Origin of the sequence: Asticcacaulis biprosthecium C19, from assembly GCF_000204015.1 — a bacterium.
In the GTDB taxonomy this organism is placed as follows: domain Bacteria; phylum Pseudomonadota; class Alphaproteobacteria; order Caulobacterales; family Caulobacteraceae; genus Asticcacaulis; species Asticcacaulis biprosthecius.
On record NZ_GL883077.1, the window covers coordinates 2,067,954 to 2,091,776 of the forward strand.

Sequence of the window (23,823 nt, forward strand, 5' to 3'; positions counted from 1 at the left end):
CCTTCGGCCTGGCTCATTTGCGCGCCACCTCCCCATCGAAGAAATGGGGAGGAGTAGGAAGCAATTGTCACACGACATTTGAGTCAAGTCCAAACGCCGTTGGTATTACCCTCGGCTCGCGCCGCGTCAGGTTACAATTCAGTCTGCGTCTTTCGCCACAGCCGTGGCCATAGCCTCGACCAGGGTACCGTCGTCCTGGCTCAACTCCCAGGCAAACAAACCCGCCAGCCCCTCCTGCTGCACATAGCGCCCCTTCGCTGCCAATGTCCGTGGCGTGTCCAGCGACAGGAAGCCGCCCGTCTTCGGGTCATGGAAATAGGCGGCCTCAGCCGTCTCGTCATAACCCGCGGTCCAGCCCTTGGCCTCGAGCTCGCGCGCCTGAACTTCCGTCCACGAGGCCATGCCCGCCAACTCGCCACTCGACCCACTGGCCGGGAAGCGACCTTCTTCGAAGTGGGCATTCTTCCACTCACGGGCATAGAAGCCCGCGCCCAGCACCATCTTTGCCTTGGGCACCCCCGCCGCCGCCAGGTTGCGAATCATGGCGTCCGACCCGTAACCCTCGGTCGACGGACCGGCGACCAGATTGGTATGGTGGCCGGGCCAGCCGCCACCGCCGGAATAGTCGCCGATCCGCTCGAAAGACTTCTCCGGCGTAAAATCGTAGGTCATGACGAAGACCAGGTCGAAGTCGTCCTCGACGCCCTTCCAGTCGATACCGGCCACGGATCGTGGATAACCGGCGACGGCCGTGGTCAGCAGGCGCTCGCGGCCATCCTGGATCTCCAGGCCGTCGAAGGCACCGCGCAGAGTCTCGACCAAGGCGCGGTGGTCCGCTGCCTCCTGCATGCGGCCTGCGTCGGACAGTGGCGCGCGCGCCTCGTCGCCGCCGCCGGGATATTCCCAGTCGATGTCCAGCCCGTCAAATACCGGATACTTTGTCAGCAGGGCGACCGCCGAATCCGTAAAGGCCTTTCGCCTTTCCGGCGCCACGACCACTTCCGGGTACATCGGCATGCCCCAGCCGCCGACCGAGGCGATGATCTTAAGACCGGGATTGCGCTGCTTCAACTCGGCAATGGCCGTGAGTTCCGCGCGGATCTGCGGCGTGTCGGGCAAGGTGATGGCATAGTCGGCGACACCTGCACAGATCGGGTCGCGCACCTTCTTCTCCTCTGCGTCGAAGGCCGGGCTGTCGCCGCAGACCGGAACGAACGAATAGATAAGGTGCGTCAGCTTCTGCACCGAGGGACGTTGCAACGCCGCTTGCGTGCCGCCGGAAGGGTAGTAGTAGGTGGCGATGACGGGCTGCGCCGCGGCCGGAAGTCCCAGCCAGGTCGCGCCCAGACAGAGGGCGGAAAAGAAAGCCGTGCGCGTGCGCATCCCATATGTCCTTGTCGTCTGAGAATGTCACAACAGCTATCGCCAATGTGCATCCAAAGCAAGTCCAATTGCGGACCTGACTAAGCTGCGCAATCTCTGGATTGCCCTGAAGTAGGTGTCGGCGATCCGCCGCCGCTATCCCAGATACTGGCGTAGAAAGGACTCATGTGTCGCCATGCCAGCGACCGCACGGTCGATCCCGGAACTCATGTCGGATAGGAATTTCTCGGCTTGTGCACGCTTGATCATTCGCCCCAGGTGATGCCAGCCACGGGGCTGAAGCCCTTGACCCAACATGACCTGGAGCCAGGAGTCGATGCGGAACAGTTCACCGGAGGCCTGCCAGGCGACGGCGTTCTCCTCGAACACCTGGATGCGGTGGGCCAAACTGTCAGGAATGGACATGGCCCGGCGGTCACGCCAGAACGGACTGTCGTCGCGCTGCGTCGCCTTGTAGTGCAGGATGACAAAATCCCGCACCATGTCTAGTTCATCCGATGCCAGCTTGTTGAAATGGTTGGCCAGCGCGTCACTTATGCCATTGAAGGGGAAGAGTTGAATCAACCTGGTGACACCGATCTGGAACAGATGAATGCTGGTTGATTCCAACGGCTCAATGAACCCGCTCGATAACCCCAGGGTCAGGCAGTTCTTGTTCCAGGTCTTGAGGCGCCGGCCGGTTACAAACCGGATGAGCCTTGGTTCCGTCAATCTTGGCGCGTCCAGAGATCCCAACAACTGGTCCCGCGCGGCATCGTCCGATAGGTACTCACTGCTGTAGACCAGTCCATTGCCGACGCGGTTTTGGAGCGGAATTCTCCAGCGCCAACCGGCGTCGTGCGTGATGGCGCGCGTATAGGGTTGGATAGGGCCCTGGGCTTGTGTCTGGACGGCCACGGCGCGATTCATGGGCAACCAGTGTGTCCAGTCTTCGTACCCGGTCTTGAGCGTTTCTTCGATGAGGAGACCGCGGAAGCCGGTGCAGTCGATGAACAAATCGCCTTCCACGACCTCCCCCGACTCCAGATGCAGGGCATGAATGAACCCCGACTCGGGATGCTGCTCGACACGGGATATCTTGCCCTCTATGCGTCTGACCCCGCTCTGTTCACTGATTTTGCGGAGGAATTGTCCATAAAGGCCTGCATCGAAATGGTAGGCATAGTTAAGCCCCCCCTGATCTGATGTCTGGAACTTTCCGGCTTCAGCCGCCTGTAGTTCAAGACAGTAGTCTCCAAGCTTGCCGCCGTAGCCCTCTGACTTCGCCTGCATCCAGACATGGTGAAAGGGAGCGACCCAGGTGGAACGACCGACGGTACCAAATGAGTGCATGTAGCGATCGCCGGGCCTACCCCAGTTTTCGAAGGCAATGCCGAGCTTGAACGTGCCGTTGGTTGCGCGCAGGAAGTCGCGCTCGTTTATGTTGAGAAAGTTGTGAAAGGTTCTGACCGTGGGAATGGTCGCTTCGCCCACGCCCACGATGCCGATGTCGTCGGACTCCACCAGGGTGATATCCAGCAAAGGTCCCAGCATGCGACTGAGGGCGGCGGCGGCGCACCAACCCGCGGTGCCGCCCCCGGCAATGACGACGCGCCTGACCTGTTGTCCATCCATGATCGTGGTCTGCCTGTTTCTCTTAGCGGTTCAATTTGTTCAGAAGCATGGCGCGCAAACGCCTGGCCTTCATTTCATCCATGGGCGCCAGATTGCCACGCGCCACTTCTGGCAGGTGTTCGCCGGCGCGGTCGGCTGGGCCGAAGACATAGTAGTCGAACATGTCGCGCCAAGCCTGTTTCTCAGGATCCGGCCGGTCGCGCAGGCTCAAGAGGCCGTGCAGCAGGGTGTTCATCGGCGTGTCCATATAGACCGGCGTCGTATTCCACCAGTAGTTGACCAGGATATTGAAATCCTCCAGCGCCTCGACATGATGCCACCAAAGTGCGGGGTAGAAGAGGACGTCGCCGGGTTCCATTTCGGCGACCTGACCGGCGGCTTCGGCCAGGCGGAAACGCGGGTAGCGATCGTAATCGGGTTGGCGAAAATCGACCATGCTGACCACCTGGCCGCCGGGCGTCGGCTCCAGCGGACCGGGATAGAGGTTGTGGACCTGGGCAGGTGGAAACAGGGTAAAGCGCCGGCGGCCAGCCACACAGACGGCCATGTTATGCGACATGTCGTAATGGCAGGTTGCGGTGGTGCGATTGCCGATCCAGATGCTGCGCAACAGGTTGTGGGCGAACATCGGATGGTCCAGCGTCAGGCAATTGGCCTCGTTCAGGCCCGGCAGGTAGATGCCCAGATCGGTCGAGCCAACATAGTAGGACGGGGCATCGGGATGTCCGGCCATGGCAAGAATACGTTCGAGAAATTCGTCCAGTGCTACCCGCTCAGCGGTGAAATTCATGCCGCTGATATCGTCATTGTAGAAGAAGCGACCGCGGATATCGGGCGCAGCGGTGTAACCCACGACGCGCTTGTCCTGATAAAAGGTCTTGAGGTAGTCCGCGGCACGCCGCGCCGATACCCGGCCTTCGCGGACCAGCGGCCAGTCGCGCGCCAGCCCGGCGAGAATGACCGGAGATTGGTCGGCCATCAACTCATCGAAAGGGATGGCATCCGGTGTGATGCCCGCAATGATCCGCGTAGTTCTGGAAATGTCCGGCATGGTTGCTCGCAATTATTCCTGCGCTGCCCGGCGCTGGTTTTTCATCGCGATGATGCGGCGGACATTGCTCAGTGACGCGATCGCATAATAGGCAAGCCCAAGATAACCCTGCTTGTTCAACCGCTCCAGGGCAGCGCCTTCCAGCTTGCCCAGCGCTTCTTGGCTAATCGAGAAAATTTCGGGGATGTTGTATTCAGTCGTATCATCCAGCTTGACTTCGATCTGGACTGCGGCAACCAGCCCGGCCTGGATAAAGGCATTGAACATGCCGCGACTGGCATCGACGCCGGTATGAATGGTGCGCAAGGCCAGGGCATGGCGCTCCAACTGAGGAGCGTTTCCGCCTTGGGGCAGAAACAGAGCATGACCGTCGTCGCGACTGACGCGCGGGTCGTCGAGATTGATCGCCATGGTCGGCTCACGTTTGACTTCGCCGGCCTCTTCGCGTTCGCGGAAACCGATCATGAAAGGTCCGCGGGCCTGCATGGCGGGTATGTAGCTGGCCTTCCAGTCGGTGCCATCCAGGAACAGGTTTTCACCCTTGTCGAGCCCCAGCAGGGCATAGGCCTGGAGACCGCCGCGATCGTCGCGGCGGAAATAGATCGGGTAGTCGCGTTGTGCGTCGGCGAACTCGTTGGCGAAAATGGCCACCTCGTTGATGGCGTCGCCATATAGTGCGCCGTAACCCGGACGTACCTTCAGGTTGTGGTGCTGGACATTGTCGAGGGCGACGGCGTTGGGCATGGCTCGGGACTTTCGAAGGCAGGATATTCTGTAGACTTACCCCCGGAAATTCCGGGTTTCAAATAAAAGAAAAAGGCCGCGGCGAACCGCGGCCTTTCCCGTGACGGCGAACCGTCGTTCAGGCTTAGAACTTGTAACGCACGCCCACTTGGTAGCGCGTATCCAGTTCCTGAGCGTAGTACATGTTGACCTTATCGCGGCCGTGGGTACGGAGGTGTTCCTTACCCAGGTTCAGGCCTTCAAAGGTCAGCTGGACTTGCGGGGTGAGCTGATAGTTCACCGAGGCGTCGATCACGCCGAACTCTTCGACATAGGTCGGGTTACCAGCGGCGCCGTCACGACCGGTGCCGACCAGGTATTCGTCACGCCAGTTGTAGGACAGGCGGCCCGACAGCGGGCCCTTGTCGTAGATCAAGGTGACGTTGAAGGTGTCCGAGAGACCCAGCAGAGCGAACTGGGTGGTGCCCGGAGGCGCCGAGTTGTCGAAGTTGACGTCTCCCTTGACGGTGGTCAGGCTGCCCGAAAGGCCGAAACCGGTGTCGCCCAGGAAGTGCTGGAACGCGAGTTCCATACCGTGGACATTGCCACTGCGGGAGTTGATGTTCGTGCTCGTTTCGAACATGAACAGCGGGTCTTGAGCGTCTGCGACCACATCGTAGGCCGCCAGGATCGAGTCGACATAGGACTGCGTCAGGTTGCCGCCGTCCAGGTTCGCTTGGTATTCGGTTGTCGCCAAACCAGTGTTGCCGTTATGCTTGATCAGCAGGGCCGTCATGGTGAACAGGTTTACGTCCGTCGTGCTCTGGTTGATGCCCCCCAGAAGGGTGCGGGCGGTACCCGAACGCGAACCGTTGGCACCCGACGACGGGTCACGCAGGCCGAAGTGGTTGGACTGAACGCGCGTCGACGTGATGAAGTTGGCCACGTCCTTGTTATAGAAGCCGATCGACACGTAGTTGGACGGCCCATAGTACCACTCCGCCGAAACGTCGATGTTGGACGACTCGAAAGGCAGCAGGGCGGGGTTCCCAACCGTAGCGGTCGGATTGACGCCATTCAGGGTCGGGCGCGGTGGGTTGTTCACCGTCGTCGTCGCGTACATGGCGCCATAAGGTGCACGGGCGATCGTCTTGGAGTACGACGCACGGACCTTGATCTGGTCGGTCGCACTGACGACCACGTCTATATTCGGCAGCCAGTTGTCGTAGCTGGCTTCCAGAGAATAGGTGGCTACGCCCGTACCAAAGTTTTGAGCGAAGTCATTGTCGGCCGTCCAGCGGATGGCGGTCGGGATGCTTTGCAAGGCCGACGCCGTGACGTCGGTCTTTTCATAGCGCATACCGGCGACAACCGTTGTCGGGAACCCGACCAGGTCCCCCTTCATGGTAAACTGACCATAGACCGCCTTGATGTCTTCTTCGATCGTGTTCGCCGTGAGAGAGGCTTCCGGAATGTTCTGGTTGTAACCCTTGGCCAGTTTGGCATACAGGTCGATGGCGTTGGCGCGGAAGGCGATATTCGACTGACCCGGCGTGAAGTCCTGGAACAGGCCGCCCAAGTCGAAGGTTTCGATCAGGCCCGGCGCATATTGCGCAACGTCGCCTGGGTTGGAGATGCCCCAGTCCCCGAGCGCATGATAGGTGCTGCCGGTGGTGGTGGTCATTTCCGACTTGATCCAGTCGACGCCGAAATCGACGCGGCTTTCGCCATCGAAATCATACGTAAAGTCGACGCGAGCTTCGTCGATCTGGTGCGTTTGGCTGTTGACAGCCTTCCGCGCGACCTGCGAGCCAAGGTCACCGGCATCGAGCTTACCGTTGTTATTGCCACGGTAGCCCGTAATGACCCGGTCAGCGGCTGAGAAGCCGGTAAGGTAGTTGCCGTTGGCGTCAGTGATCGCCACGTTGCTGGCATTGACCAGGATGCCAGCCGGGTTACGCCGGTAAACCGGAAGACCGTCGTTGACAGTATACTTCTGAACCGGAACGTCACCGCGGAAATCGACCGAGTGTTGGCTGACAACCGGGGCGCCGATCGACACCATGGTCGAGGTCGTGCCGTTCGGGTTGTTCGGCAGGGCTTCACCCTTGGAGTGAGCCAGATCGAATGTCACCGTCATGCGGTCACTCAGATCCCACTGTGCGTTCAGGCCGACGGAGCTGAGCGTATCCTTGGTGGCGCGCATCTGCTGCTCGAAACCGATGTCTTTGGTACCGGACAGGGTTTCTTCCAGATAAACCGCGTTATAGACGCCCGAATCGCCCTGTTCGAAGGTGATTTTGTCGAACGGACGGTTGAACCAGTTGGTCTGGTCGCTGCGCTGTTCCGAGACTTCTGACGTCGCGTACAGGGCGTCGAAGGTCAACAGCAGGTTCTCCATCGGACGCCATTGGGCGGTCAGCTGAACGTTGGTACGCTCGCTGTGGTTTTCCGAGAAGTGGTAGCGGCTGTCGTTAGGATAGCTGACCAGGGCCGTGTTGGGTGGACGGTTGGTGATCTGGCTAGCGAGAACAGGCGGATCGTTAGGGTTTGCAGCCGGTACATAGCGAAGGCGGCCGTTGCCGCTGGGCAGGAACAGGCCACCGGCGGTGATGCCGGCCGGGCGGGCTGCGAAGTAGTCGAGGTTCCAGGAATTCTGGGTCGACGAGCGAGTCGCCACGTCCCGAACCGAATGCGCGCCGAAGATCGACACGCCCATGGTGTTCGAGTCGTTGGCCCAGCTATAGGCGCCCGACACTTCCGGGGTCCATTCGTCACCGGTGACCATGCCGTCGCCGTGCAATGCCTTGACCGTTATCGAGCCTTGCGCGCCGGCCTTACCGATCGGACGCAGGGTCTTGATGTTCATGGTCGCGCCCAGACCACCCGACGGGATGTTGGCGCGGCCGGTCTTATACACTTCGAAGCCGGAAACACCGTCGGAAGCGATGTTGCCGAAGTCAAAGTTACGAGTGCCGCCGCCGGCGAAGTCGCCCGTGTCGGCGCCGACGACCTGGATGTTGGCGGTCGGCAGGGTACGACCGTTCAGGGTCGTGAGGTTGAACGCAGGCCCGAAGCCGCGGACAGTCACTTCCGAACCTTCGCCGTTGACGCGGTTGATGGCGACGCCCGGAATGCGCTGGATCGATTCGGCCAGGTTGGTGTCCGGATACTTGCCGATGTCTTCAGCGGAGATGGCGTCGACGATGCCCACCGCGTTCTTTTTGATGTTCATCGACCGTTGCAGCGAGCCGCGGATCGTGACGACTTGTTCGTCGGCGGCGGGAGCCGCAGCGGGGGCGTCCTGCGCGAACGCCGGTGACGCCAGAGCGCACAGAGCCAGGGTGGATGCGCCGCTCAGGAAAGCGGCCCGCACCACACGGCTGGCCCTTTTACGCGATAAAGTTGTAGTCATTTAGTCCTCCCAACAAAGGTTTTTTTGCATAACTCTCTGCTCCCTGCCGCTGCGCCTTTTGGCGTCAGTCTATGCAGAGTTACAGCTACTGAACCGCGTACCCGCGCACGCGACAGCGCACAGGTCCGCAGTAATTCTATATGGCGATGGGGGTTTTACCCTTCCGCGATGTCTTCCCAAACACGAGGCGCGTAATCACCGAGGGTACGGCAACTCAGCCTCTTTTATATCTTGTCGATACCGCTAACATGACAAAGCTGTACATGCCAGCGGGTTTATGCACGAAACCCCACACGCGTAATGATACGTTGCATAACGGCTACACTTTCCCTGCTGGAGGTGAGCCTGAAAGCGCAGGCAAGTCCGTTGGGCGCGTTTTACGCAGGCAGGGGCATAGGGACCGGCTGGTCGCGGCCAGGCATGGGCGGGTAGGCGGGGCGTCCAAGGCCGGTGACCAGACTGTCGATGCGAACCGGCTGGCCGGTTTCGAAACAGCGGTTGGCCGCCACGCCGATCAGGATCGACGCCGCGCCGCCGCGTTCGTCGGCGGTCCGCAGAAGAGGATCGGCCGGCGCATGGGGATCGAAGATGTCGGCCAGCATAACGGCATCGCCGCCGCCGTGGCTGCCCGTGCCGGTGCGCAGCGGAATATCCTGGGCGGCCTGGCGCAAGGGAATGAGGCGGATGCCGCCGCGCTCGGCCTCGCTCTGCGCCGCGCCTGACCCAGCCGTGGTGGCCTGTTCGTTGAGGTGATGCTCCAGCCGGCCCTTGGTGCCGTTGAAGGCGACATGGTAGCCTTCCCAGGCATTGAACGCATTCAGGCTGTAGCTAAGGGTCGCGCCGCCTTCGTAACCGACGATGACGTTCATGGTGTCTTCGATCGATATGTCCGGACGGAAGACGCAGCGGTCGCGGAAATAGCCGTCGTGATGCTCGTTATCGAGATACAGCGCCTTCAGGCCGGGGTCGGCCGCCAGGTCCAACTGGAAGGTGCAGGCGGCTTTTTCCGGGCAAGTGTGGCAGCGATCATGCGGGCCGGACAGGCCCAGTCGCCGGGCCATCTCCGGTGTGTAAAACTGGCGCTTGCCCGTGGCGTTGACGGTCGCCGGCATATCCGACAGCCACCAGTTGACCAGGTCGAAATGGTGGGTTGCCTTGTGTACCATCAGGCCGCCGGAAATGGCCTTGTTACCGTGCCAGCGGCGGAAATAGTCGGCGCCGTGCACCGTATTGAGCAGCCAGTGAAAGTCGACCGACAGGATATCGCCAATGGCGCCCGACATAAGTATCTCTTTGATCTGGCTGCGGAAGGGCGAGTAGCGGTAGTTGAAGCTGACCCTGACCTTGCCGCCGGTGCGCTTGACGGCATCCAGAATGGCCTGTGCCTTCACCGCATCTGTGGTCATCGGCTTTTCGGTGATGACATCGAGGCCGGCATCCAGCGCGCGTAATATATAGTCGACATGATAGGCGTCGGGCGTGGTGACGATGAGGGCGTCGGGTTTGGTTTCGCGGACCATGCGGCTGAAGTCGGCGATGCCGTAGGCCTTGGGGGCAGGGGCCCCGGCCTTGGCAGCGCGCGTATCGACATAGGCCATGCGGCCGGGATTGGTGTCACAGACGGCGACCAACCGGCCATGGTACTTGTGCGGCCCCCACAGGGCGTCCTGGAACATGCGGGCGCGGCTGCCGCAGCCGACGATGGCGTAAGCTTTTCGGCTGTCGCCGGCATAGACTTTCGGAGCCACGGCGCTGGCGACGCCGGCCGCGGCGCCGGCGATGACGGCGCGGCGGCCGACGGGGGGAGTGGTCGATTCGGTCATGGCGTCTTCCCTTTAAGGTCTGCGTTTTCCCCGTTTTGGTTCGGGCCGGTGAGTGCGGCCGCATTTTTATCTTGTACGCGTAACATACCCGCGGCCCGTCCGCATCCGCTGAAAAAAGCCGTTGTCGCTTGACCTTGCCGGGTTTTCCAACCTACTCTCGCCGGACGACGTGGGGGAGCGATACAACGTGGCCGATTCCGGCGCAGCCAGCCTTGACAGCGCCAGCGTGGACCCGGTTCCAGACGCTGTATCTGGCGCTGTAACTGGCGCTGTATCTGGGCCTGTGCCGGGCAATGCCGCTGGTTTTCAGCACGCCCGCGACCTGATCGAACAGGCCAACAAGGCGCACGACATCCAGAGCAGTTTCGCGCCGGCCGTCCAGATCGACCCGAAGACCGGGGAAATGTGGCGCAAGATCTTCGAAGCCATCGGCAAGTTCTTCGGGGCCATCGGAGACCTGCTGTCGCCGCTGGCGCCGATCATGCCCTTTCTGCTGTACGCCCTGGGCATTGGGATTATCCTGCTGCTGTTGTCGCCGGTGGCGCGGATGTTCATCAGCTCGCGCTTCGAACGGTTCTTCTCGCGCGACAATCTGAAGGCCGACAAGCCGTGGCGCCCGACCAAGGACGCTGTCGTCGCCCTGTTGCAGGATATCGATGCCCTCGCCGCCCAGGGCCGGTACGACGAAGCCGTCCACCTGCTGCTGGTCCGTTCGGTGGCTGATATCAACAATTTCCGCCCAGATCTGGTGCGCAAACACTTTTCCTCGCGGGATATCCTGTCTCACCCGCTGTTGCCGGAAGGGGCGCGTCCGGCCTTCCGTCAGATTGTCAGTTGGGTTGAGCGAAGCTACTTCGCCGGAATTCCCGTCGGCAAGGAAGGCTTCGACGCCTGCCGCAAGGCCTATGTCGAATTCGTAGCCGCGGAGGGCCTTGCCTGATGCCGCCGAAGACAAAAAGAACCCTGCGCGAACGCCTGACGCCCGGCAAGATGTCGGGATGGCTGCCGGCGGTTGCCCTGTTCCTGTGCCTGTCGATGTTTGCCATTGCCGCCCTGATTCTGTTCCAGGTTGGTGCCGACCCCAAGAGCCCGCCATCGGCGGTGCCGACCTCGGTGGCGGCTCAGGGCTTTGCCGGTACACGCCGCCTGCTGGATGCGGAAGGCTACTACACGGTGATCAACCGTTATGAGGACACCGGCCAGACCGAGCGCGGTGACCTCGAAATCATCACCCTTGATGAAACGGCCGGCCTGTTCCTGAGCAAATATGACGCTCTGGACGCTCAGGAGAGCAGCGCGTCGGCCAGTGCCGAAGGCGCTGAAGCGTCTGTCACCGTTGAGGGAGATGTCCGGCAGCTGGCGCGATTCCTTGAGGGCCAGGTCGGCGAGGTGCCCGACCCTGTGCGTGCCAATCACATACTTTACCAACCCTTGGGCAAGGCGGTTCTGATCGTGGCACCGAAGTGGGATGCCGGTACCTATCGCCGCAATCCACGCTGGGCTCAGGGGCCGGTTTTGCGCCATCCCAAGGGCGTGGCGCAGGTTCTTCAGGTCCTGGCCCCCGTAACCGAAACCGAGACCGAATACGGTGCGGACGACATGATCGTCCGTCCGGTCGAGGTGCCGGGCCGCGAAGTCCATGTCGAAGAGTATGTCACCTATAGCTATAATGTTGTGACTTACGATATCCGCCGCGTCAGCCGTCCTGCGCCGGCCAAGGCCCAGATGGCCAATCCAAAGAACGATCCGGTCGTCACTGCGCGCAATGCGCCCGACCCGGATCTTCCGGTCGAGGCCGATGTGGTCCTGACTCCGGCGGTTGGGCAGCCACTTTTTGCCGCGCCAGTGCGTGCGGGCAAGATTTCGGGCCTGCAGACCATCAGCGGCCCCAATTTGCAACCGGTTCTGACCACGGCGGACGGACGCCCGGTCCTGTCGCGGGTCATCGTCCCCGGCGGCGCGGCGACGAAAGTGCCTGTCTATCTGCTTAGCGATCCCGATCTGCTCAACAACCAGATCCTGGCCCAACCGGAGAAGGTGGTGACCGCCCTGGACCTGATCAACCGGGTCGCCCCGGGGGAAAAGACGACGGCGAAGATCGTATTCAATATGACCTTCAACGGTTTGAGCTTCGACCGCGACCTGCTGCACGCCTTGAGCCGGCCACCTTTCCTGGGCGTTCCCCTGGCCCTGCTGACCCTGGGCCTGGCGCTGATGTGGGCGGCCTTTGCCCGTTTCGGGCCGGCGCAGGAAGCTCCGGCCGGACCGCCGCTGGGCCGCGGGGTCCGGACGCTGGCCGACAATGCCGCGCGGTTGATGGCCATCACGTTCAAGGAGACGCGCCTGGGACCAGCCTATGCGACCCTGGTGCGTGACCAGGTCATCCGCGGCCGCGGTTTTATGCAGGTCGATCCGGCGCAAAGCCTGGACGACCTGGCCGAACGGATCGGCACGACCCACGGTGCGACCGACAGTTATCTGAACCTCAAGGACAAGGCGGCGCGGGTCGCTACCGTCCATCAACTCATCGACGTGACGCTCAAATTGCACGCCTGGAAGACGGAGATCGAACGTGCTCATAAGTGACATTCAAAACCTGGCCCAGCGCCTGAGGGGCGAGATCGCCAAGGTGATCGTCGGCCAGCACGACACCGTCGACCTGATGTTGACGGCCCTGTTTTCCGGCGGTCATATCCTGCTGGAAGGACCTCCCGGCACAGCCAAGACGCTGCTGGCGCGGACCTTCTGCCAGGCTCTGTCGCTGCGGTTCGGCCGCATCCAGTTCACACCGGACATGCTGCCGGGCGATATACTGGGCTCGAACCTCTTCAACTTCCAGACCTCGACCTTCACCCTGTCGAAGGGGCCGATCTTCTGCGACTTGCTGCTGGCCGACGAAATCAACCGGACCCCGCCCAAGACCCAGGCCGCGCTGCTGGAAGCCATGCAGGAACGCCACGTGACGCTGGATGGCGTGCGCCATGACCTGGGCGGCCACTTTACCGTCATCGCCACCCAGAACCCGATCGAGCAGCAAGGGACCTACCCGCTGCCGGAAGCCCAACTTGATCGCTTCCTGTTCAAGCACATCCTTGGTTACCCCTCGGTCGAAGAGGAAAAGCGCATCGTCGATACCTCGGGCAATGCCTCGGCGACCGATCCGCTGACCGCCGGCGTATCGGCCGTCCTGTCCGGCCAGGACCTGACGGCGGCCATCAACACGGTGGCGACGGTTAAACTCAACCCGGCCAATCTCGACTATATCGTTGCCCTGGTCCGCGCCACTCGCGACGCGCCGCTGCTCAGCGTCGGCGCATCACCGCGTGCCGGCGCCCTGCTGGCCCGGGCCGCCCGCGCGAGGGCGACGCTGGACGGCCGCGACTATGTCCTTCCCGACGACATCAAGGCGCTGTACCGGCCGTGCATGCGCCACCGCGTCCTGCTGTCCCCCTCGGCCGAGATCGAAGGCCAGACGGTCGACAACGTGCTGCAGGCCCTGCTCGAAAAGATCGAGATCCCTCGGTAAGCCAGATGTCCATATATCCCACACCACGACTGCTGGCATTGCTGGCCCTGGGCGTCCCTGGCGCCATAGGGATTGGCCTCTTTGCGCCGCAGGTCTGGGCGTGGGTCCCGCTGGTTACCACTCTGTTGTTCGTTCTGGCGGTGCTGGATGGGGTGTTCGCACCCGTCGCCCAGGGACTGAGCTTCCATCTGGTCCTGCCCAAAACGCTGGGTGTCGGCAGCGAACGCGACGTCGCATTCGTCGCGCGATTTTCCGCCTGGCGCCTGCCGCGGCGGCTGGAACTGCGGCTGGGCCTGAACCGTCTTTTGGCGGGGTCGGTTTACGACCGCAAACTCGAAAAAGCGGACGACAAGGGCTTCCACGGCAAGCTCAAGCTGAAGGCCGTAGCGCGCGGGCCGGGGGAGGTCGACGCCGCCTATCTGCGCTGGACGGGATTTTTGGGCCTGGTCTATGTCCAGAAGAAGGTGGCTCTGGATGCCCGGGTCACCATCACCCCGGATCTGAAGGGGGTGGAGCGCGACGCCTCGGACCTGTTCTCGCTGGATAACATCTATGGGGTGCGCGTTCAGAACCAGCTTCACAACGGCTCGGAATATCATGCCCTGCGCGAATACGATGCCTCGCAGGACCATCGCCGCATCGACTGGCGGTCGTCAGCGCGGCACCTGAAACTGCTGTCTCGCGAATTCCAGGCGGAGCGCAACCATCATATCGTGCTGGCCTATGACACAGGCCGGCTGATGGGCGAGCCGCTGGCCGGTCTGAAGCGGCTGGACCGCGCCATCTATGCCGGGCTGCTGCTGGGCTATTGCGCGCTGAAGATCGGCGACAATATCCGCACCTTCGCCTTTGCCTCCAAGCCCTATCACGCGGCGCCGATGATGTCGGGGACCCAGGCCTTCGAGGTGCTGAAGCACCAGTTGTCAGGCCTGGACGACTCCGAAGAAGAGTCCAATCACACCCTGGCCCTGGCGGACCTCAATGCCAAGGTTGGCCGGCGGTCGTTGATCATCCTGTTCACTGACTTCATCGACGAGGTGTCGGCCGAGCTTATGCTGGAAAGCCTGAACCGGCTTAGCAAGAAGCATCTTGTCCTGTTTGTCGCCTTCAGGGATGAGGTGGTCGACAACCTGATGGATACTGTCCCAGCCCAACCCGAAGATGTGACCCGCGCCGTCTTTGCCCGCCGTCTGGCGGTCCAGCGCGAACGCGTCTTCACCATTCTGCGCCGCCAGGGCATCGAGGTGCTGGAAGCACCGACGGAAGATATGGCGACTGCGATCGTTACCAAGTACCTGGCGCTGAAACGCGCCGACCGGTTGTAGGGGAGGGAGTTCCACCATGGCCGAAAACCCTGATCATTCTAACGCGCCAAAGCCTGTCCTGCAGCTGAAGAGCCAGAAGTTCCGCGACGCGCGCCAGGGTGACTGGCGCCTGCTCAACGCCCAACTCGACAAGGCCGAACGCGACGGACTGAAGAGCTTCTCGATCGATGAACTGCTAAACCTGCCGGTCCTGTACCGGTCGGCCATGTCGTCCCTGTCGATGGCCCAGTCGATCTCTCTGGACCGCAATCTGATCACTTACCTTCAGACCCTGTGCGCCCGCGCCTATGTCTATATCTATGGTCCGCAGACCCGCCTGAAAGAGGTGTTGTCGAGCTTCTTTGTCCGGGCCTGGCCGCGGGGTTTCCGCGCACTTGGGCTGGAACTCATCCTGGCCTTCGTGCTGTTCTTTGGCGGCGCCATCCTGGGCTGGGTGCTGTGCGCCCAGGACGACACCTGGTACCATTTCTTCCTGCCCGGGGAACTCCGTTCGGTCGACAGCTCGGTCAATGACCTGAAGGAGACGATCGGCGGCAACACGGAGGACTCGGCGCTGTCGCCCTTTGCCGTCTTCCTGATGGGCCATAACACCCAGGTGGCAATCATGGCCTTTGCCTTCGGCATCATGTTCGGCCTTCCGACCTTTGCCCTGCTGATCTACAACGGTATTCCGATGGGCGCCATGCTGTGGTTGTTCGCCTCCAAGGGGTTGGGCGTGGAGTTTGCCGCCTGGCTCAGCATCCATGGCACGACGGAACTGTTCGCCATCATCATTGCCGGGGCCTGCGGGCTGCACGTCGGCCGCCGGCTGATCTTTCCGGGTGATCAGCCGCGCCGGGAATCGCTGATAGGCGCCGGCCGGCTGACGGGGACGGTGATGATCGGCGTCGCCGCCATGCTGACCGTGGCCGGCTGCCTGGAAGGGTTTGGCCGCCAACTGATCACCGAATCCTGGGCGCGTTTTTCCATTGGCGGCGCCATGCTGGTTCTCTGGCTGGTCTATTTCTTCTTCGTGGGACGGGAGCGCCGGCATGGCTAAACCGGCCAAACGCGATTTGATGAGTGATGCCCCCTACGGCGAATACGGCCGGACCGCGACCCTGATTTCGACACCGGAAGGTGTGATCCTGCCTTTTATCAATGCGTCGTTCGGCGAGCGCCTGGGGGCCTTGCTGATCGATTTCCTGATCATGGCCGCGATTCCGATCGTGCTGCTTATCGTCTGGGTGATCCTGCCGATGGAGCATTTCAAAGAGGACCACAAGGCAGCGTCCTCGATCATGCAGGTGCTCGGCCTGGCAGCTTGGTTCTTCGTGCGATCGGGCTATTTCATCTTCTTCGAGATGGGGCCCAAGGCGGCAACACCGGGCAAGCGCGCGCTGAAACTGCGTGTCGTCGCCCATGACGGTGGCCGCCTGACGCCGGCGGCGGTGTTTACCCGCAACGCCCTGCGCGAGGTGGAACTGTATATCCCGCTGGGACTGATCTTAGGCGGCGCATCGGGCACGGGCAACCCGATGCTAAGTCTCATGGCCTTCCTTTGGGCCCTGGCCCTGGTCCTTCTGCCCTTGTTCAACAAGCAGCATGCCCGCCTGGGCGATTTCCTGGCCGGGACCCGCGTCATCCATATGCCCAAGGCATCTCTGAGCTACGACCTGGCCGACCTGGAAGGCGACGCCCGTATCGGCCTGACCTTTACGCCGGAACAACTGGCCTATGGCGAGATGGAACTGCAGGTGCTGGAGCAGGTCCTGCGCGAACGCAAGCCGGCGGTGATGCGCGCGGTCGCCGACAAGATCAAGGCGCGGATCAGTTGGCAGGCGCCCAAAAACTCGGCCGACATGCCATCCGACGAGACCTTTCTGCGCGCCTATTACGGCGCGCTGCGGGCGTGGCTGGAAGGCAAGATGCTGATGGGCAAGCGCCGCAAGGACAAGCACGAGGCGGCGCTGACCTGACACGCCTGCCTATTCGAAGACGGAGGCTGCCTGAGACGGATTCTGCTTGCCGGGGACTTCACGCAGGCAGACATAAAGCGCGGCAACGAAGACATTGCTCAGGATTTCGAGACTGGCTTCAAAGACGATGTTGACGATCTGGACGATCGACAGGACGCTGGCGCTGGCCGGATCCGTTCCGACTGCGCCACCTCCCAACATGGCGACCGCACCGATCATGCCGAAGACACCGGCAACCAGAAAGAACAGGACCAAAACGACCAGGAAAACCGCGAACAGGGTCCAGCGGTTGTTACGCGTCAATTCGAACGACCGGTTTATGGCACCCATGATGCCGATGCCGCGTTCGCCGACATAGGCCGGTACGGCAACGCAGGTGGCAATCGCCCAGATGATGCCGGGCACGATCAGTAGGATCAGGCCGCCCATGACCAGCAGGCCACACACGATCGAAATCAGGATAATGGGGATGATGTTGCGCAGGGCGCCGCTGATGGCGGCTCCGAGATCGGCTTTTTTGCCGACGGCGCGCAGGATAGCGACCTCTGTCACCATCGACAGGTTGATCATTTTCAGGAACCAGATGAAAACAGAACCGCCGGCCAGCCAAAACCAGGCGTCAGGGGCGAGATTGCTGGCGTTTTCCGTCCAGTCATAGACGCCGAAGCCGGTCTGGAAGAACAGACCGTAGCTGACGGCCAGAGCCGGCAGGATGACGCCCACCAGACCCAGGCCGGCGAAAAGGGCGAAGTTTTTGCCCAGCAGATCGAAAAAGCGTGAAAACGGTGCACTGAAATCCAGGCGCATGGTGTCCCCCTAAATGTGGTCTTGTGGATGGCGCGTCAGCCATCGAAGCTAAATCCGCTCGCCGGTTTTGCCAAGTGACAATCCAAGGGGGGGAAAACACCGCTCTCTGGGATTTTTCGCTTGCCTTCGCAACGGTTTTTGCCTTGGGTGTCGCAATTGCGAAAGACGGGTATCAAGGTTCGGTGCGATGAAGATTACGATGATTGGTTCGGGCTATGTCGGCCTGGTTTCGGGCGTCTGCCTGGCCGAATATGGTCACGATATCGTCTGCATGGACAAGGATGTCGCCAAGATCGAAGGGCTGCGCGCCGGCAAGATGCCGATCTTCGAGCCGGGCCTGGAAGAAATGGTCCGCGACAACGTCAAGGCCGGCCGTCTGCGCTTTTCGACCGACATGGCCGACTGCGTACCGGATTGCGAGGTCGTTTTCATCGGTGTCGGCACCCCGACGAACAAGGAAACCGGTCACGCCGACCTGAAATATGTCTACGCGGTCGCCGAGGAAATTGCCCGCCACGTCAAGGACTTTACCGTCGTGGTCACCAAATCGACCGTTCCGGTCGGCACGGGTGATGAAGTCGAACGGATCATTGCCCGCACCAATCCGAAGGCTGACGTTGCGGTTGTCTCCAACCCGGAATTCCTGCGTGAAGGCGCGGCCATCAAGGACTTCATGATCCCCAACCGTATCGTGGTCGGTATCGAGGACCAGCGTGCCCGCCCGGTGATGACCGAGGTTTATCGCCCGCTGTTCATCAACCAGGCGCCGCTGATGATCACCACGCGCCGTACCTCGGAACTGATCAAGTACGCTGCCAATGCCTTCCTGGCGATGAAGATCACCTATATCAACGAAATGGCCGACCTGTGCGAAGCCGTTGGCGCCAATGTCCAGGAAGTCGCCCGCGGCATCGGTCTGGATAACCGTATCGGCACCAAGTTCCTGCACGCCGGACCGGGCTATGGCGGGTCGTGCTTCCCCAAGGACACGCTGGCCCTTGTGAAGACTGCGCAGGAATATCATGCTCCGATCCAGTTGGTCGAAGCGACGGTCGCCGTCAACGAAAGCCGCAAGGCGAAGATGGCCCACAAGGTCATCAAGGCCGCCGGTGGAACGGTCGCCGGCAAGACGATTGCCGTCCTCGGACTGACCTTCAAGCCTGAGACCGATGACATGCGCGACTCGCCGGCCATCGTTATCATCGAGGAACTGGTCAAGGCCGGGGCCACGATCCGTGGCTACGACCCTGAGGGGATGGAAAACGCCCGCCACGTCCTGCCGCTCATCACCTATTGCGATGGTCCCTACCAGGCCGCCGAGGGCGCTGATGCCGTCGTCATCGTCACCGAATGGAACGAGTTCAGGGCGCTGGACCTGAAACGCATCAAAGTCGCGGTCAAGACCCCTCTACTGGTCGACTTGCGCAATATTTACCGCAAGGACGAAGTGGCACGGCATGGTTTCCGCTATATCTGCGTTGGCCGACCGGGCGAGGAAATTACCGCCTGAGGCATGGCCCTATCCCCAAAAGGTTGAATTATTACAGCGTCGTACAGCGGTATCCGTGATCACATTCCATATGGCGTCCTTATTATTTTGACGGCACTTTGAGATGTGTCCCTGCGGGGATTTGCGCATATCCGAAAAAACTCCGCGCGGTTACGGCGCGGGAAATGATAGTCATGACCACCAAGGATGATGACGACGGTGCATTGGACGGCTACCTGGCTGCCATTGTCGAGTCGTCGGACGACGCCATCATCGGCAAGACCCTGGACGGGATTGTCACCGCTTGGAACGCGTCCGCCACCCGCCTGTTCGGCTACACGCCAGAAGAGGCCATCGGCCAGCACATTAGCCTCATCATCCCAAAGGACCGCCTGGACGAGGAATTCGTCATCATCGGCAAGGTCAAGGAAGGGCAAAGGCTTGAACATTTCGAGACCGTCCGCCAGGGACAAAACGGCCGCACGATCGACATCTCGCTGACCGTATCGCCAATCAAGGACGCGAAGGGCCGCATCGTTGGGGTCTCCAAGATCGCGCGCGACATTTCCATCGCCAAGCGGGCCGAACGCCTGGCCGCGTCCCTGAACGCGATCGTCGATGCGTCGGACGACGCCATCGTTTCCAAGACGCTGGACGGGGTGATCACATCATGGAACCCTTCGGCTGTGCGTATCTTTGGCTACACGCCGGATGAGGCGATCGGCCAGCATATCGGCCTGATCATCCCGCCCGACCGGATCGACGAAGAATATACCATCTTGGGCAAGATCGGGGCCGGCCAGAAGGTCGACCATTTCGAAACCCTGCGCCGCCATAAGGACGGAAGTTTTGTCGAACTGGCTGTGACAGTATCGCCTTTGCTGGACGGCCGGGGCCGGGTGATGGGCGCCACCAAGGTGGCCCGTCCCATCGCCGAAGCCAAGCAGACCGAGCGCGCCCTGCGCGAAAGCAACCGCCGCAAGGATGAGTTTCTGGCCAATATGTCGCATGAACTGCGCACGCCGATGAACGCCGTCATCGGCCTGGCCCATATCCTGGGCATGTCGGAAAACCTGAACCCCAAGGAACAGCAGTGTGTCGCCATGCTCAAGCAAAGCGGCGACAACCTGCTGGGGCTGATCAACAACCTGCTCGATTTTTCCCGCCTGGAATCCGATGCCCTTGAGCTTGAAGTGCTCGAATTCAATCCGGCCGACGTCGTCGAAAACTCCATGATCATGATACAGCTCAAGGCCCAGGAAAAGGATTTGCCAATTCGGGTGACCTATGACCGCAACATCAAGGACCGTTATCTGGGCGATCCGGCGCGGCTGCAGCAGATACTGACCAACCTGCTGGCCAATGCCGTCAAGTTTACCGACGAGGGCCAGATCGATGTGGCCGTTCGTATTAAGGCCGAACGCTTGAACGATACCGTGCTCGCCTTCGACGTGACCGATACCGGCATCGGAATTGCGGCCGACAAGGCGGAGATGATCTTCGACACGTTCACCCAGGCCGACGCCTCGATGACGCGGAAATATGGCGGGTCGGGGCTGGGACTGTCGATCTGCCGGGCGCTGGCGCGGGCCATGAACGGATCTATTTCTGTGGTCAGCCGGCCGGGGATCGGCTCGACCTTTACGGTGGAACTGACCTTTAAGAATGCCTCGCGGCAAAACCTGCTGACTCCGCGCAGCGAGGCCCCGGAGCGCCAGCACCGCAATGTGCTGGTGGTCGAGGATTACGAGCCCAACACCCTGGTGGCGACAACCATGATCGAGCACCTCGGCTACAGTTTCGATGTCGCCCAGAACGGCATGGAGGCGCTGCGCAAGGCCGAGCGCGGGACGTTCGACGTCATCCTGATGGACATCCAGATGCCGGGCATGGATGGTTTCGAAAGTACGCGGCTGATCCGCGACTACGAGGCCGAGCAACAGATGCAGCCGACCCCGATCGTGGCTATGACGGCCCATGTGCTGGATAAAGACAAGAACCTGTGCATTGAGGCCGGGATGAACGACTTCATTCCAAAGCCCTTCGATCCTGGTTTGTTGCGCGATATCCTGGCGCGCTACACCGGCCGTGAAGGGCAACTGGCACGGGCGTGAATCCGCAATCCTTTACGCGATATTAAGGCCGTCCCAGCAGTCTGGCCAAAACAGACCATGGGGAGACAGATGAGCGAGCCTGCGCTGCGGATCGACACGCCCGAAACATGCCGGCCCGACCCTGCCGAAATTGTTGCCCGCATTTCCGCGATTGCCGGAACGCTGGGCCTGGAACTGGTCTCGGTCTCGGGCGCTGTCGACGACGTCATCGCCCGTCATAGTGTCCAGACCGAAGCCTTGACTCGCCTGGCCGGGGCGGCGGCGATCGTCTCAGACCAGAACGCCCAGATCATGGCGGCGGCACGCGCGGCCGAGGACGTCATCGATCAGTCGGCCGAGGAGAGCCGCCGCCGCGTCCACGACACCACTCACGCCATGGAAGCCTGGGTGACCAGCGCCGATAGCGCCGCCACACGCATTAGCGCCCTGTCGCAGTCGATCGATTCCGTCGGCGCCATCGCCAAGTCGATCGAAACTATCGCCGCCAACACCAACCTTCTGGCGCTGAACGCCACCATCGAAGCGGCGCGGGCAGGGGACGCCGGTCGCGGCTTTGCTGTGGTGGCACAAGAAGTCAAGGCGCTGTCCAACCAGACTCGCGAAGCCTCTCAGCGCATCCAGAAGACCCTGTCGCACCTGACGGCGGAGATACGCAGCCTGACCGAAAGCAGTGCCGAAACCCTGGCCATTGCGCGGCGCATGTCTGGCCAGGGCGGCAGCCAAAGAAGCAACGAGTCCGGCAGCGGTGACCGGTCGGCCTCGCTGGCCTCCCTGGGTGAGGCCTTCGAAAGAGTCCGCGGCACGGTCCATACCGTCACGGAGGGCGCCCAGGCGATACATGCCCGCTCAGAAGACCTGCGCAGCGGCCTGACCCACCTGGCCGGTGATGTGAAGGCGCTGGACGGCCTGCTGCTGGACGGCGGCAAGCGGCTGGTTGGTGTCGCCATGAGCGGCGAACAGATCATGCAGGCGACCAATGCCGCGGGTGTCCGCAACGGCGACAGTCCTTTTCTGGCCTCCGCGGAAGATGCCGCCGGGCGTATCGGCGGCCTGTTCGAAAAAGCGGTGGCCGAAGGCGCGATCTCCCTGGCTGACCTGTTCGACGAGACCTATACGCCGATTGCGGGCAGCGATCCCCAACAGTTCATGACGCGGTTTGTCGGCCTGACCGACCGGCTGTTGCCGGACATCCAGGAAGCCATACTGGCGTCGGACAACCGCATTGCCTTCTGCGCCGCGGTCGACCGCAAGGGCTTCTTAGCCACCCATAACCGCAAGTTCTCGCACGTTCAGCGACCGGGCGAGAGCGAATGGAACACGGCCAACTGTCGCAACCGCCGCCTGTTCAACGACCGGGTGGGCTTGCGCGCCGGCAGCAACGGCGGCGAACCTCTGGTCCAGGCCTATCGCCGCGCCATGGGCGGCGGGACGTTCGTGATGATGAAAGACATTTCGGCGCCGATCCGCGTCCACGGCCGACATTGGGGTGGTTTCCGGATTGGCGTTTTGGCCTGAGCGCCTACCGTCCGCCCGTCCCATACGCGTTTTTAAGATCCTTTAGCGGCGCCGTCGATGAGCGCAGGACGATGTCATGCTGAAGGATCTGATGCGGCGCCGGATGCGGCCATTCGCCGTTGCCCGACAGGCGCGTAAACAGCAGATCCCCCGCCGCAGCGCCCAAACGCGCCACGGGCTGGCGCACAGTGGTCAATGACGGCCACAGCATCTCGGCCGTCGGGATATCGTCGAAACCGACGACACTGAGGTCTTCCGGCAGGGTGAGGTTCAACTCATGTGCCACCTTGATCACCGCCGCCGCCATCTCGTCATTGGAGGCAAACACAGCCGTCGGCCGGTCCGGCCGGTTCAGCAGACGGTGGGCGCAGGGAATGGCGGCAAAATAGCGGAAGTCGCCATTTTCGACCAGGGTCGGATCGACCTCAACCCCGGCCTCTTCCAGCGCCTGCTCGAAGCCGGCATAGCGCAATTGGCTGGCGGCATGGTTCGGCAGGCCGCGGATAAAGCCGATGCGGCGATGACCGAAGCTGATCAGGTGTTGGGTCAGTTGATAAGCAGCGCGCTTCTCGTCGATGCGCACGGACGGGACGGTGCGCGATTCGTGATAGGGCGTGACGCGGACATAGGGGATACCGGCTTCTTCCAGCACGCCCAGGACGATATCGTTATCCGTCAGAGGCGCGGTCAGGACGGCGCCATCCAGCTTGAGCCGGCGGACCAGGTCGCGGGCACGGCGTTCGACGTCGGGGCTTTGGTAGTCCAGCTCCTCGATGACCAGGTGATAACCGAAATAACGGCAACGCGACAACAGGCCCAACTGGATGTCGGACGTGTAGGCGCCGCCGGGGTCGCCGTACAACTGCCCGACGACGTACGACCGTTCCGGATTGAGGGCGCGCATCCCCCGTGCCGAAGTATTGGCTTCGAAACTCAGATCAGCGATGGCGCGGCGGACACGGCCACGCATGTCGGCCGAGACGTGCTTTTCGTTATTGATGACGCGCGATACGGTCTTGATGGAGACCCCGGCTTTTTCGGCGACGTCGATGATGGTGGGTCTGCGGTCCAAAAGTCTTC

The 23,823-nt window shown here is 61.7% G+C and carries 17 protein-coding genes; 9 read left to right on the forward strand and 8 right to left on the reverse strand.

What is annotated here, in order from left to right:
- Positions 1-138 precede the first annotated feature (138 nt).
- The 6 genes from ABI_RS09610 to ABI_RS09635 all read right to left on the reverse strand — a co-directional run bounded on the left by ABI_RS09610 (position 139) and on the right by ABI_RS09635 (position 10,009).
- Entirely contained in the window at positions 139-1,383 is a 1,245-nt protein-coding gene (locus ABI_RS09610) for a glycoside hydrolase family 18 protein (RefSeq protein ID WP_006272738.1), read from the reverse strand.
- Between the two features lie 135 nt (positions 1,384-1,518).
- Positions 1,519-2,997, reverse strand: coding sequence for a tryptophan halogenase family protein (locus tag ABI_RS09615; protein WP_006272739.1), 1,479 nt, complete (start codon positions 2,995-2,997; stop codon positions 1,519-1,521).
- Between the two features lie 22 nt (positions 2,998-3,019).
- A complete protein-coding gene (locus ABI_RS09620) occupies positions 3,020-4,048 on the reverse strand; it encodes a cupin-like domain-containing protein (RefSeq protein ID WP_006272740.1) in 1,029 nt (342 codons plus the stop codon).
- A gap of 12 nt (positions 4,049-4,060) precedes the next feature.
- Positions 4,061-4,792: a SapC family protein gene (locus ABI_RS09625; protein WP_006272741.1), complete on the reverse strand. Its 732-nt coding sequence runs from the start codon at positions 4,790-4,792 to the stop codon at positions 4,061-4,063.
- Between the two features lie 124 nt (positions 4,793-4,916).
- Positions 4,917-8,186, reverse strand: a complete 3,270-nt coding sequence (locus ABI_RS09630) for a TonB-dependent receptor (RefSeq protein ID WP_006272742.1) — start codon at positions 8,184-8,186, stop codon at positions 4,917-4,919.
- 377 nt (positions 8,187-8,563) lie between these two features.
- Complete coding sequence (locus ABI_RS09635) at positions 8,564-10,009, reverse strand: Gfo/Idh/MocA family protein (RefSeq protein WP_006272743.1); 1,446 nt, start codon at positions 10,007-10,009, stop codon at positions 8,564-8,566.
- Positions 10,010-10,196: 187 nt separating this feature from the next.
- On the opposite strand from ABI_RS09635, the gene ABI_RS09640 reads away from it, so the two are divergent.
- Genes ABI_RS09640 through ABI_RS09665 form a run of 6 tightly spaced genes read left to right on the forward strand, consistent with a single transcriptional unit; the run spans position 10,197 to position 16,818 of the window.
- The gene (locus ABI_RS09640) at positions 10,197-10,949 is read left to right on the forward strand and encodes a hypothetical protein (protein WP_006272744.1); all 753 of its coding nucleotides are present in this window, start codon (positions 10,197-10,199) and stop codon (positions 10,947-10,949) included.
- Positions 10,949-12,595: a hypothetical protein gene (locus tag ABI_RS09645; protein WP_006272745.1), complete on the forward strand. Its 1,647-nt coding sequence runs from the start codon at positions 10,949-10,951 to the stop codon at positions 12,593-12,595. The genes ABI_RS09640 and ABI_RS09645 overlap by 1 nt, the downstream gene beginning before the upstream one ends.
- Complete coding sequence (locus ABI_RS09650) at positions 12,582-13,535, forward strand: AAA family ATPase (protein ID WP_006272746.1); 954 nt, start codon at positions 12,582-12,584, stop codon at positions 13,533-13,535. Before ABI_RS09645 ends, ABI_RS09650 begins: the two co-directional genes overlap by 14 nt.
- Before the next feature lie 5 nt (positions 13,536-13,540).
- The gene (locus ABI_RS09655; RefSeq protein WP_040308767.1) at positions 13,541-14,860 is read left to right on the forward strand and encodes a DUF58 domain-containing protein; all 1,320 of its coding nucleotides are present in this window, start codon (positions 13,541-13,543) and stop codon (positions 14,858-14,860) included.
- 16 nt (positions 14,861-14,876) lie between these two features.
- Complete coding sequence (locus tag ABI_RS09660; protein ID WP_006272748.1) at positions 14,877-15,899, forward strand: stage II sporulation protein M; 1,023 nt, start codon at positions 14,877-14,879, stop codon at positions 15,897-15,899.
- Positions 15,892-16,818, forward strand: a complete 927-nt coding sequence (locus ABI_RS09665) for an RDD family protein (protein WP_006272749.1) — start codon at positions 15,892-15,894, stop codon at positions 16,816-16,818. Before ABI_RS09660 ends, ABI_RS09665 begins: the two co-directional genes overlap by 8 nt.
- 9 nt (positions 16,819-16,827) lie before the next feature.
- Here ABI_RS09665 and ABI_RS09670 read toward each other — a convergent pair whose 3' ends face one another.
- Positions 16,828-17,625 (reverse strand): hypothetical protein, encoded by a 798-nt coding sequence (locus tag ABI_RS09670; RefSeq protein WP_006272750.1) that lies wholly within the window; start codon positions 17,623-17,625, stop codon positions 16,828-16,830.
- 187 nt (positions 17,626-17,812) lie between these two features.
- Between ABI_RS09670 and ABI_RS09675 the strand changes: the two genes are divergently transcribed.
- The 3 genes from ABI_RS09675 (at position 17,813) to ABI_RS09685 (ending at position 22,743) form a co-directional block, all read left to right on the forward strand.
- Positions 17,813-19,135: a UDP-glucose dehydrogenase family protein gene (locus ABI_RS09675; protein ID WP_040308768.1), complete on the forward strand. Its 1,323-nt coding sequence runs from the start codon at positions 17,813-17,815 to the stop codon at positions 19,133-19,135.
- 173 nt (positions 19,136-19,308) lie between these two features.
- Entirely contained in the window at positions 19,309-21,228 is a 1,920-nt protein-coding gene (locus ABI_RS09680; RefSeq protein WP_006272752.1) for a PAS domain S-box protein, read from the forward strand.
- 69 nt (positions 21,229-21,297) lie between these two features.
- Positions 21,298-22,743 (forward strand): methyl-accepting chemotaxis protein, encoded by a 1,446-nt coding sequence (locus ABI_RS09685; protein WP_006272753.1) that lies wholly within the window; start codon positions 21,298-21,300, stop codon positions 22,741-22,743.
- A gap of 4 nt (positions 22,744-22,747) precedes the next feature.
- On the opposite strand, the gene ABI_RS09690 is transcribed toward ABI_RS09685, so the two are convergent.
- Positions 22,748-23,815 carry a LacI family DNA-binding transcriptional regulator gene (locus tag ABI_RS09690; protein WP_006272754.1) on the reverse strand — a complete coding sequence of 356 codons (1,068 nt, stop codon included), beginning with the start codon at positions 23,813-23,815 and terminating at the stop codon, positions 22,748-22,750.
- Positions 23,816-23,823 lie beyond the last annotated feature (8 nt).

Bases quoted from the DNA above. Each gene is read 5' to 3' on its own strand.
- ABI_RS09610 (WP_006272738.1), bottom strand. From the start codon at position 1,383: ATGCGCACGCGCACGGCTTTCTTTTCCGCCCTCTGTCTGGGCGCGACC.
- ABI_RS09685 (WP_006272753.1), top strand. From the start codon at position 21,298: ATGAGCGAGCCTGCGCTGCGGATCGACACGCCCGAAACATGCCGGCCC.
- ABI_RS09675 (WP_040308768.1), top strand. From the start codon at position 17,813: ATGAAGATTACGATGATTGGTTCGGGCTATGTCGGCCTGGTTTCGGGC.
- ABI_RS09680 (WP_006272752.1), top strand. From the start codon at position 19,309: ATGACCACCAAGGATGATGACGACGGTGCATTGGACGGCTACCTGGCT.
- ABI_RS09655 (WP_040308767.1), top strand. From the start codon at position 13,541: ATGTCCATATATCCCACACCACGACTGCTGGCATTGCTGGCCCTGGGC.
- ABI_RS09670 (WP_006272750.1), bottom strand. From the start codon at position 17,625: ATGCGCCTGGATTTCAGTGCACCGTTTTCACGCTTTTTCGATCTGCTG.
- ABI_RS09625 (WP_006272741.1), bottom strand. From the start codon at position 4,792: ATGCCCAACGCCGTCGCCCTCGACAATGTCCAGCACCACAACCTGAAG.
- ABI_RS09630 (WP_006272742.1), bottom strand. From the start codon at position 8,186: ATGACTACAACTTTATCGCGTAAAAGGGCCAGCCGTGTGGTGCGGGCC.
- ABI_RS09665 (WP_006272749.1), top strand. From the start codon at position 15,892: ATGGCTAAACCGGCCAAACGCGATTTGATGAGTGATGCCCCCTACGGC.
- ABI_RS09645 (WP_006272745.1), top strand. From the start codon at position 10,949: ATGCCGCCGAAGACAAAAAGAACCCTGCGCGAACGCCTGACGCCCGGC.
- ABI_RS09660 (WP_006272748.1), top strand. From the start codon at position 14,877: ATGGCCGAAAACCCTGATCATTCTAACGCGCCAAAGCCTGTCCTGCAG.
- ABI_RS09635 (WP_006272743.1), bottom strand. From the start codon at position 10,009: ATGACCGAATCGACCACTCCCCCCGTCGGCCGCCGCGCCGTCATCGCC.
- ABI_RS09620 (WP_006272740.1), bottom strand. From the start codon at position 4,048: ATGCCGGACATTTCCAGAACTACGCGGATCATTGCGGGCATCACACCG.
- ABI_RS09615 (WP_006272739.1), bottom strand. From the start codon at position 2,997: ATGGATGGACAACAGGTCAGGCGCGTCGTCATTGCCGGGGGCGGCACC.